This is a genomic window from Massilia sp. NBRC 108631 (assembly GCF_059704565.1).
In genome coordinates this window covers 1-466 of the sequence record NZ_BAAKJE010000054.1, presented here as the reverse complement: position 1 = coordinate 466, position 466 = coordinate 1, and the positions used below count along the sequence as shown (strand labels likewise).

General features: G+C 69.5%; 1 pseudogene. It reads right to left on the bottom strand.

The annotated features are described in order from the left end of the window. Window positions 1-466 (bottom strand): annotated as a pseudogene (locus tag AC6H42_RS06175) (heme utilization protein); the annotation flags it as partial.

The following is a 466-nucleotide window of genomic DNA, read 5'->3' as shown; positions in this document are numbered from 1 at the left end:
GGTGGTCAGGCCGTTGGCGATCAGGTTGGTGCTCAGCGCGCCGATCTGGCCGCTGGTCAGCGCGGCGACCTGGTTGGTGGTCAGGCCGGCGAACTGGCTGGTGCTCAGGCCGGCAATGGCGCTGGTCTTCAGCGCCACGAAGTCCACCGTTTCCATCGCGGCCAGGTCGACCGTTTCCATCGCGGCCACTTGCGCCGAGGTCAGCGAGGCGGCTTGCGCGGTGGTCAGCGCGATCACTTGCGAGGAGGTCAGGCCGGCGATCTGGGCCGAGCTCAGGGCGGCGACAGTGGCCGTCTTCAGGGCGGCGAAGTCCACCGTTTCCATGGCGGCCAGGTTGGCGGTCGACAGGGCAGCGATCTGGCGCGAGGTCAGGCCGGCCACCTGGGTGCTGCTCAGCGCGACAACTTGCGCGGTGGTCAGGCCGTTGGCGATCAGGCTGGTGCTCAGCGCGCCCATCTGGGCGCTG